Genomic DNA, 8,327 nt, shown 5'->3' with positions numbered 1-8,327 from the left:
GGCGGGAGACGAGGATGTGGAGCTGGTGGCGGCGGTCTACGACGAGAAGCTCCAGCGCCCCACCTACACCTTCTTGCAGGGCATCATCGGCAAAAGCTACGCCTTCGAGACCGCCGAGCGCTACGGGATCCCCCGGTCCATCGTGGCCAAGGCGAGGGAGCTCTTCGGGGAGGACAAGGAGCGGCTCAACGAGTTGATCGAACACTCCACCCGCCTGGAGGCGCAGATGCGCTCCCGGATCGCCGAGCTGGAGCAGAACACCGAGGAGCTCCGCCGCAAAGAGGCGCGGCTGCGGGAGCTGGAGGAGAAGATGCGCGAGGAGCAGCGCAAGGTTCTGGCGACCCTGGAGAACCGCTACAACGCGGCGACCAAACGGGCCCTGGCAGCGCTCAAAAAGACGGAGAACGCCGAGGCCCGTCGCCTGCTCAACGAAGCCCACCGCCACAAAAACCGGGCGAAGCTCCGGGAACCGGAGGCGGAGATTCCGGAGCTGAAACCCGGGGACCGGGTCCGTTACCGCTCCCATACAGCGGAGGTCCTCTCCCTCAAAGAGAAAGAGGCGATGATCGCCGTGGACGGCATGAAGATGCGCGTCCCTCTCAAAGAGCTGCGCCCGGCTCCGGAAACCCCCAAACCCAAAGCCCCTCGTCCCCAAAAGAGCACCGATATCCGGGTGGAAAAGGGAGAGCGGGCCGCCCTGCATATCAAGCTGCTGGGAATGCGGGCCGAGGAGGCCCAGGAGGCGTTGGATGCCTTCCTCTCCGATGCGCTGCTGCATGGGATCTCGGAGGTGGAGATCATCCACGGCACCGGCACCGGGGTCCTGGCCAAGGTGGTCAGTGAATACCTCAAACGCCACCCGAAGGTCAAACGCTTCTACCGAATGCCCGGCAATATGGGGGCGACAATCGCGGAACTGTGAGTTCGTGGGTGTTCCTTCATTTCTTTTTCTTTGTTTCGCGACAAAAAAAAGGAAACGAAGCAAAGAAAAAGAAAACGCGATTCACTGGCGTCCGGATAAGGATGCCATGCTTATTTGAATGAGAAAATAGAAAACAGAAATGAGAAATAGAGGGCGCCGTGATACAGTGCGATTGATGTTGGATTACGGTGCGGTGCGTTGTAATGCTCCCAATGACAAAATTCTTGCGACGTGAGGCCCCATAGGGCCGTGCTTGGGACTCCTCCGGCAAAGCCCCGTTCAAACGACAAACGACGAAAAAAATCTCCCAATGACTAATGACCAGTGACCAATGACTGCACCGAAGGTGCCTACAAAAAGCTCCCGAAAGTCGCAATCCAGTATAATTGATCCCAAACAAAGATAATTGTTATCAGCAAAAAAAACGGTCCAAGGAGTATCTGTGAGTCTGAAAGATGAAATCAACTATGTCAAAGAGGAGCTGACCAGCGACGAGAAGCTTCTAGAGAGCGCCTTTCGCCTGGAGCGTCTCTACAAAAAGCACAAAGTGAAGATCTGGACGGTGGTCATCCTGTTGGTGGTGGGCTTTGGTGGAAATGCGCTTTACGGGGTCTATCAGGATCACCGTCTGGCCCAAGCCAATCAGGCGCTGCTGACGCTGGAGAAGAACCCCGCCGATGCAGCGGCCCTCAAGCAGCTCGAGAGCAATAACCCAAAACTCTATGCCCTCTACCGCTACTCCACTGCAGTGGATCAGGGCAAAGCGGAGGCCCTCAAACCCCTGGAAAGCTCCGGCGATCCCCTGGGGGATCTGGTGCGTTATCATGAGGCGGTGCTCTCTAATCGGCCCGGGGATTCGAAATATTATCACGACCTGAGTCTGGTGGAAAAGGCCTATGAGGCTCTCAAAGCGGGCAAAAAAGAGGTCGCCCGTTCCCAGCTGGCCCTGGTGAGCGAAAATTCTCCCGTCGCCGGGATCGCCCGGCTGCTACGCCACAGCACTCTCAAATAAAGGAGGCATCTCATGTTGACCACCCGCTCCCTCTTCCTCGCTTTCGGTTTCTCCTCGTTGCTCCTAATGAGTGGATGCGGCATGAGCAAAATGAGCAGTCTGAATCCTTTCCACGGCCGCAAGAGCTTCGAACCGGAGAAGACTGCCAGCGCTTCTGCCGCTATTACCAAGACCGGCAAAGAGGCGGTGAGTATTCTACGGGACGGCGTTACCTTCAGCGACGGGACTTTCCTGACCCGCGGCGGGATCAGTGCGATTCGGTTGCCCAAAGGATTCCATTTTGTCACCCGGTCGGGCCGTTATGTCCTGGCGGCGGACGATACCGGAGCCTTCAAAGTACTGGATAGCAAAAGCGGTAAAACGATCCACGAAGGGAAACTGGAATATCCCCTCGTCTCTGCCGCCATCCGAGGGCAGAGGATCTATTACGTCTCCCAGGACAACCGTTTCGGAGTCTACAGTCTCTCGGCCAAAAAAACGACGATTTCCGCCAAGGTGGGCCGGGCTTTTGCCGTGGATACCCGGATCGCCAACCCGATCTCCCTGGGGAGTGATCTGGTCGTACCGACCCTGGACGGCAAACTGCTGATTATCAACCCCGCCAATCCCAAAGCGGTTCGGGGGCTGGCTATCGGCGACGACTACAACCTCAACAACGTGATCTTCCTGAAAAAGCTGGGGGGACGGATTATCGCTGCGACACCGAAGAAGCTCATCAGCGCCGCCCCCGGAGCGATGCACAAATACGAAGCCCCGGTGGGGGATGTGACGATTGCCGGCCACACGATCTATCTGCTCACCGGAGACGGCCGGGTGGTCAAGCTCTCTCCTTCTCTGAAAGTGTTGGCGCAGCGGCAGTTCCCCTATGCACAGTTTGCGGCGATTGCCGTGGTAGGGGGCCGGGTCTACGCACTGGATCGCAGCGGAGCCCTCATTGTCATGGACAGCACTCTGAAAAAGAGCCGGATCTATGACGTGGGCAGTGTGGATGACTATGCCTTCGTCGCGGGGAGCAGGCTCTACAAAGACGATGAGGTGATCGACTTGAGCAAACTGAGCTTCTGAGAGTCGGCGGATCCTGGTGAAGCCTGAAACCGGGGAGATTCTCGAGGCGTTCGAGGAGTATCTGCAAATCGTCAAAGGGCTGGGAGAGAAGAGCATCGCAGCCTATCTGGCGGATCTGCGGCAACTGCAGGAACAAAGCGGAGATCTGCTGAGTCTGGAGACAGAGAAGATCCTGCACTACCTCTCCGGCTTCAAAAACAAACGGACCCTCAACCGTAAACTCGCTTCCATCAACGCCTTTGTCAACTTCTGCCACGCCCGCCGGCTGACGACCCGTAGTGTGCGCATTCCCATGGCGCGGATTCCCCGCTCGCTGCCCAAATATCTGAGCGATGAAGAGATCGAGGCGGGGCTGGCACTTATCGACCGCAGCACGCCGGCGGGGCGGCGGGACTATGCCCTGATCCTTTTCCTCTACGCCAGCGGCTGCCGGATCAGCGAAGCCCTGGCAGCCCGACGAGAGGATCTGGTCGAAGGGTGGCTCCGCATCCGTTACGCCAAAGGGGCCAAGGAGCGGATGGTTCCCCTGGCGCCGGTGGCACTGGAAGCATTGGAGGAGTACCTGGCTCACAGTGACATCGCCTCTCCTTATCTCTGGCTCAACTATCGGGGGGATCCCCTGAGCCGTGTCAGCGCCTACAAAATCGTCCGGAAGTATCTGGGAGTCTCTCCCCATGTACTGCGTCACTCCTTTGCGTCGGCGTTGATCCTCGGCGGGGCGGATCTGCGAGTGGTGCAGGAGCTCCTGGGACACAGCTCCCTCATCACCACCCAGATCTATACCCATATCGAGCGGAAGCATCTAAAGGAGACGGTGACACAGTATCATCCGTTGGGGGCATAGGTTATTTGAGGTCATTTATAGTCATTCATAGTCATTAAGGGGAACACTTTTGGAGCCAAGGGAGAGAACGTGAAAGAGGTCGTGGAGTTTTTGGCCGGAGAGGGGATCCTTTGCCGCCGTTTCGAAGGGGTGGAGCCCCAAAAGCTGGGGAGCCGGAAACGGGTGGAGATCTATCGGGGGGTCGATACGGAGGGGTACTACTGCTTCGTGATTGTGGTGAAAAAAAAGAGCCGAATACTGCGCAAAGAAGCAGAGGAGTTCGAGGAGCTCCACCGCCGGCTCGAAACGAAGATGGCAGCGAAGATCAAACGCTGTTTCCTCCTCTATGAAGCGCCGCTCTGTTCCAAAGCGGCGGCCTGGCTTCAGGAGAAGGGATGGAGACTCTTTGCATTGAAGGGCTGATCAACCCTCCTGCTCCTTTTTGTACTTGAGAATCATCATCAAGGCTTCATCTTTGAGCAGAAGTTTCTCTTTTTTGAGCTCTTCGAGTTCCGTATCGCTCAGGTGGAGGCGGCCTTCGTCGGCATCTTTGGCTTTTTGGTCCAGTTCGTTGTGCCGTTCGAAGATCTTGGCGAAGTGGGCATTTTTCTGTTTCAGTTCACTGATCTCGTTGCGATATTCGGAAAGCATTGCAACTCCTTTGTCTCTGTTTTCAATATTGTAACCTGAATGGTGTTAAAGCCCGTTTTCCCGGGGGGCTTTCGAGAGGTCTTTTCGACGAAAGCGCCGGATTTTCGGTCGGTTCATCAGGAAAAACCCCAGGAGAAAAAGGGCTTCGAGAATCATCGAAAGCACAAGGACTTTAGCGGTGCCGGAGGGATCCTCTGTAAAAGGGAGCCCCCCGGTATTCATCCCGAAAAATCCAGTCAGCAGGGTCAGGGGCAGAAAGATCGCCGAGATAATCGTCAGCCAGTACATATTGCGGTTCATCCGTTCATCCACCTTGGCCCGGTAGAAGTCGTGGAGATTGTCCAGCTTTTCCATCGCTCCTTTACTCAGATCCCGCACCCGGGCCATATGCTCCAAAATGTCGGCATAAGCCAGTTCATCGAAGGCTTCGGAGCGTTTGCCGTAGTTGACAAAAAGCTCGAAGGAGAGGGTGGCGTGGAACATGAGGCGGTGGATGAGGGAGACCTCTTTTTTGTAGGTGATCCACTGCTCCATGAAGTTCCGGGGAGGGTGTTCGTCATAGAGACTCTCCTCCAGACGGTCGATCTCCACATGATACTGGCGGGTATCCCGGATCAGCCGATCGGCCTTTTCGTCCAGCACCCGATGGAGCGCTTCGAAATCTCCCAACAGGACAAAATCTTTTTGCTCCCGATCGTAGCGATAGCACTGCCCCTCCCGGGAGAGAAAGGCATAAGAGACCACCCGCACCTCCTGATGATACAGCTCCGGGAGCCGAAGGATCAGCACAGCGTAATCGTCACCGCTCTCGAAATCGGAAGGGTGTTCCGGATTTTCGATATCTTCCAGAATTAGCGTGTCGAGAAAATCGGTCTGCATCGGGGCCTTTCAAATAGAGATTATGGATTTTGGATGGTGCCCGAAGTATAGCATTTCAGGGAAAGGGCTCGCAGAATGTGGGATAATCCCCTTAGATTAGTTGACAAAGGCAAAACAATGAAAAAAACGATTATCGGGATCGTCATAGGCGCGGCACTGCTCTTCCTGGGGTGGCGGGCTTCGATCTCTTCCGACGGAGAAACCTATCTCCGGGAGATTGTCACCGCTTACAACAAAATGCAACGGGGAGAAGCCGTCGCCGGGATCCAACGCTTTCACAACGGATTCTCCTCGGCCACGGCGGAGCTCAATGTGAGCTTTCCCGTTTCGGCGGCAGACGAGACGTTTCCCTTGAAAAACCCCTTGCGTATTCCGGCGACACTGCGTTACGGTCCGCTAATCGGCGGATGGACGCCCGGGCTGGTGGAGATCCGTATCGATCAACCCCTCAACGCGATGCTCAAGCCCGAGGTTGAAAAATGTTTCGAACGGCAGGTGGCGAAGCCGGTACGAATTCATTATCGGGGCGTCCTGGATTGGTCGCACGATATGCATGAAGCGGCGGAGATTTCGCAGATCGTCGCCCGGGATAGGGAGGCGAACAGTACCCTGCGGATCGAACCGATCACGGTGCGGAGCGATTATGCGCTCAAGACCCTGACCGGACGGGCGGAACTCTCCAGTGCCGCCGTCGATTTCCAGGAGGCGAAACGGGGAGAATCTCTCTCGATCAGCCGTCCGAAGCTCTCGATGGACATCTGGGAATTTACCCGGACAGGCCCGATCTTCGGCCGGTTCGCTTTTCAGGCGCCGGAGGTTAGAGTACAATCTTCTCTTGGCGGTCTGAAAGAACCCCTGCATTTCGGTGGCCGCCTGGAAACGGCACTCTTGCACACCGGCAAAGCGGAGGTGGACGGGGAACTCTCGCTTTCGCTCAAAGCGTTGGATCCGGTAACAAGCGGTTACTGGGAGGGACTCCGGAAGTTTGAAGGCACGGTCAAATTGCAATCACTCGGCTTGCAAGGGATCCGGGACCTGGCGGCGATGCAAGCCGAGCAGCTGCGGATCCAAAAAGCATTGGCCAAAGCCACAGCAGACAACGACGATATTGCCTTGCAAAAGGCGATTCTCGCCCTGCAGGCGCTCAACGACCGCTGGATCCGGGTTTACAATGACCTGTTGATCCCGGGCAAAACTCGTTTGGTGGTGGATGAGACACTCGATGCAGCCAAAACGAGCCGCTTGAAACTTGACCTCACCTATACCGGCAAACCCTTGCAGGGCAACGCGATGTCGGCGATGATCTCGTTGATGGGTCAGGCGGACCGCCTTGTAGAAGGAAGTTTCGAACTCACCCTCGAGAAGGATTTGGCGCATCGGCTCTACCCCAATGCCGTCTTCGTCTTCGACTCGATGGTCTCCAAGAACATGGCGACACTCAAAGAGGGGCTCTATCATCTCAAGGGCGAGATCAAAGGGGGCAAAATCATCATCAACGGGACCCGCTACGCTCCCCAGGAGTTGATCATGATGATCCTCATGTAGCCAATGTGCGCGATCTTCGGTATCGTCGGATCCTATGATCCCAAGCAAGCCCGGGAAGCCTTTGATCGGCTCAGTCACCGGGGACCGGATGACAGCCGCCTGCTGCTCGGAGAAGGTGGAGCCTGGGGAGTACACCGCCTGGCTATCGAGTCGGCGGGTGAAGCGATGGCCCAACCTCTGGAGGATGCGGGCGAAGTCATTCTCTTCAACGGAGAGATCTACAACTATCGGGATTTGGCGGCAGAACTGGGCGTCGAAGCGGAGTCGGAGATCCGGGTGCTGCTGGCGGCCTGGCGGCGCTGGGGAGCCGATTTTGTCCGGCGGCTTCGGGGGATGTATGCCATTGCCGTCATCGAAGCTGAAAAGGGCAGGGTGCATCTTTTCCGGGACCCGGCGGGCAAAAAGCCGCTCTTCTACCTGATCCGCCCAGATTTCGTCGCCTTCGCCAGCGAAGCCAAAGCCCTCTATGCCCTCAAACCCTTCTTCCTCGAACGCCGCCATCTGGTTCAGTACCTGGGCTACCAATCGACGATCGCCCCCTATACCTTGGATCAGGAGGTTTGCAAACTGGAACCGGGGGGGCGGATCGAGCTGACGCTCGATCCGGATGGAAGATGGAAGATGGAAGATGGAAGATGGGAAGGGAATGGAGAATGGAGAGGGAAAAATTCGGTTCCTCATTCCTCATTCTTCATTTCTCATTCACCGGACGATCCTTGGTTGGAAACTCCGATTCACTACCATGACGAAGCGAGTGCCGCGGCGGCAGTGGAAGAGGCGCTGAAAGAGGCGGTGGTCCTTCGTATCCCCGCCAAAGTCCCCTGGGGCGTTTTGCTCAGCGGTGGATTGGACTCTTCCTTGGTAGCGGCGATGGCGGCGGAGCGGAGCGGAGAGCCGATCCGGACCTTCAGTATCGGCTACGAGGGGTACGCCAACTACGACGAACGCCCCTGGGCGGAGCGGACCGCCCGGCATCTGGGAGCGGAGCACCGCGCCTACGCTTTCGGAAAGCGGGAGTTTTTCGAGACCCTGGAGGCGCTGCTGCCGCTGCTGGACGAGCCGTTGGGGGATCCAGCGATGATCCCGCTCTTTTTTCTGATGCGGCAGGCGGCGAAGGAGGGGATCCGGGTACTGCTGGGGGGTGAGGGGAGCGACGAGCTCTTTCTGGGCTATCGGACCTACCGGGAGTACTACGCCATCGAAAAAGCGCGGGAACTCCCCTACCGCAACTGGCTGCGAAACTATTTTCACAAACACTACTCCGAAAACCGGGAGTGGGAGTGGTACAAGCGGGCCTGGGAGGATCAGCCCATCTTTCGCTCCACGGCGGAGCTCTATACCGATCTGCAGCTTAACCGGCTTCTCAAACAGAATGTCAGAGACGGGCAGAACCTGGAGGCGATCCGCCCCTGGCTGGAGCGTTTCGAAGC

9 protein-coding genes are annotated in these 8,327 nt (G+C 57.0%); 7 read left to right on the top strand and 2 right to left on the bottom strand.

Translation table 11 applies throughout. From position 1 onward, the window contains the following. The 5 genes from F8I07_RS02145 to F8I07_RS02125 all read left to right on the top strand — a co-directional run. A partial coding sequence (locus F8I07_RS02145) for a Smr/MutS family protein (protein ID WP_292655132.1) occupies positions 1–922 on the top strand: 922 nt, incomplete at its 5' end. Positions 923–1,364: 442 nt separating this feature from the next. After that, a complete protein-coding gene (locus F8I07_RS02140; protein WP_292655129.1) occupies positions 1,365–1,934 on the top strand; it encodes a hypothetical protein in 570 nt (189 codons plus the stop codon). Positions 1,935–1,946: 12 nt separating this feature from the next. Next, positions 1,947–2,999: a PQQ-binding-like beta-propeller repeat protein gene (locus F8I07_RS02135; protein ID WP_292655126.1), complete on the top strand. Its 1,053-nt coding sequence runs from the start codon at positions 1,947–1,949 to the stop codon at positions 2,997–2,999. A gap of 16 nt (positions 3,000–3,015) precedes the next feature. After that, positions 3,016–3,843, top strand: coding sequence for a tyrosine-type recombinase/integrase (locus F8I07_RS02130; RefSeq protein ID WP_292655123.1), 828 nt, complete (start codon positions 3,016–3,018; stop codon positions 3,841–3,843). Between the two features lie 69 nt (positions 3,844–3,912). Beyond that, positions 3,913–4,245, top strand: a complete 333-nt coding sequence (locus tag F8I07_RS02125) for a hypothetical protein (protein WP_292655120.1) — start codon at positions 3,913–3,915, stop codon at positions 4,243–4,245. On the opposite strand, the gene F8I07_RS02120 is transcribed toward F8I07_RS02125, so the two are convergent. Together F8I07_RS02120 and F8I07_RS02115 are read right to left on the bottom strand one after the other, a co-directional pair. Next, the gene (locus F8I07_RS02120) at positions 4,246–4,473 is read right to left on the bottom strand and encodes a DUF465 domain-containing protein (protein ID WP_292655117.1); all 228 of its coding nucleotides are present in this window, start codon (positions 4,471–4,473) and stop codon (positions 4,246–4,248) included. It lies immediately after the preceding gene. 45 nt (positions 4,474–4,518) lie between these two features. Continuing rightward, entirely contained in the window at positions 4,519–5,352 is an 834-nt protein-coding gene (locus F8I07_RS02115; protein ID WP_292655114.1) for a CorA family divalent cation transporter, read from the bottom strand. A 117-nt stretch (positions 5,353–5,469) separates the two neighbouring features. Here F8I07_RS02115 and F8I07_RS02110 point away from each other — a divergent pair, with 117 nt between their 5' ends. After that, a complete protein-coding gene (locus F8I07_RS02110) occupies positions 5,470–6,897 on the top strand; it encodes a DUF945 family protein (protein ID WP_292655112.1) in 1,428 nt (475 codons plus the stop codon). Positions 6,898–6,900: 3 nt separating this feature from the next. After that, the coding region (gene asnB / locus F8I07_RS02105) for an asparagine synthase (glutamine-hydrolyzing) (protein WP_292655109.1) at positions 6,901–8,327 on the top strand (1,427 nt) is incomplete at its 3' end.

Origin of the sequence: Nitratifractor sp., from assembly GCF_015487065.1 — a bacterium.
In the GTDB taxonomy this organism is placed as follows: domain Bacteria; phylum Campylobacterota; class Campylobacteria; order Campylobacterales; family Sulfurovaceae; genus Nitratifractor.
This window is presented reverse-complemented; position numbering and strand designations above follow the sequence as displayed.

Bases quoted from the DNA above. Each gene is read 5' to 3' on its own strand.
- F8I07_RS02135 (WP_292655126.1), top strand. From the start codon at position 1,947: ATGTTGACCACCCGCTCCCTCTTCCTCGCTTTCGGTTTCTCCTCGTTG.
- F8I07_RS02120 (WP_292655117.1), bottom strand. From the start codon at position 4,473: ATGCTTTCCGAATATCGCAACGAGATCAGTGAACTGAAACAGAAAAAT.
- F8I07_RS02115 (WP_292655114.1), bottom strand. From the start codon at position 5,352: ATGCAGACCGATTTTCTCGACACGCTAATTCTGGAAGATATCGAAAAT.
- F8I07_RS02110 (WP_292655112.1), top strand. From the start codon at position 5,470: ATGAAAAAAACGATTATCGGGATCGTCATAGGCGCGGCACTGCTCTTC.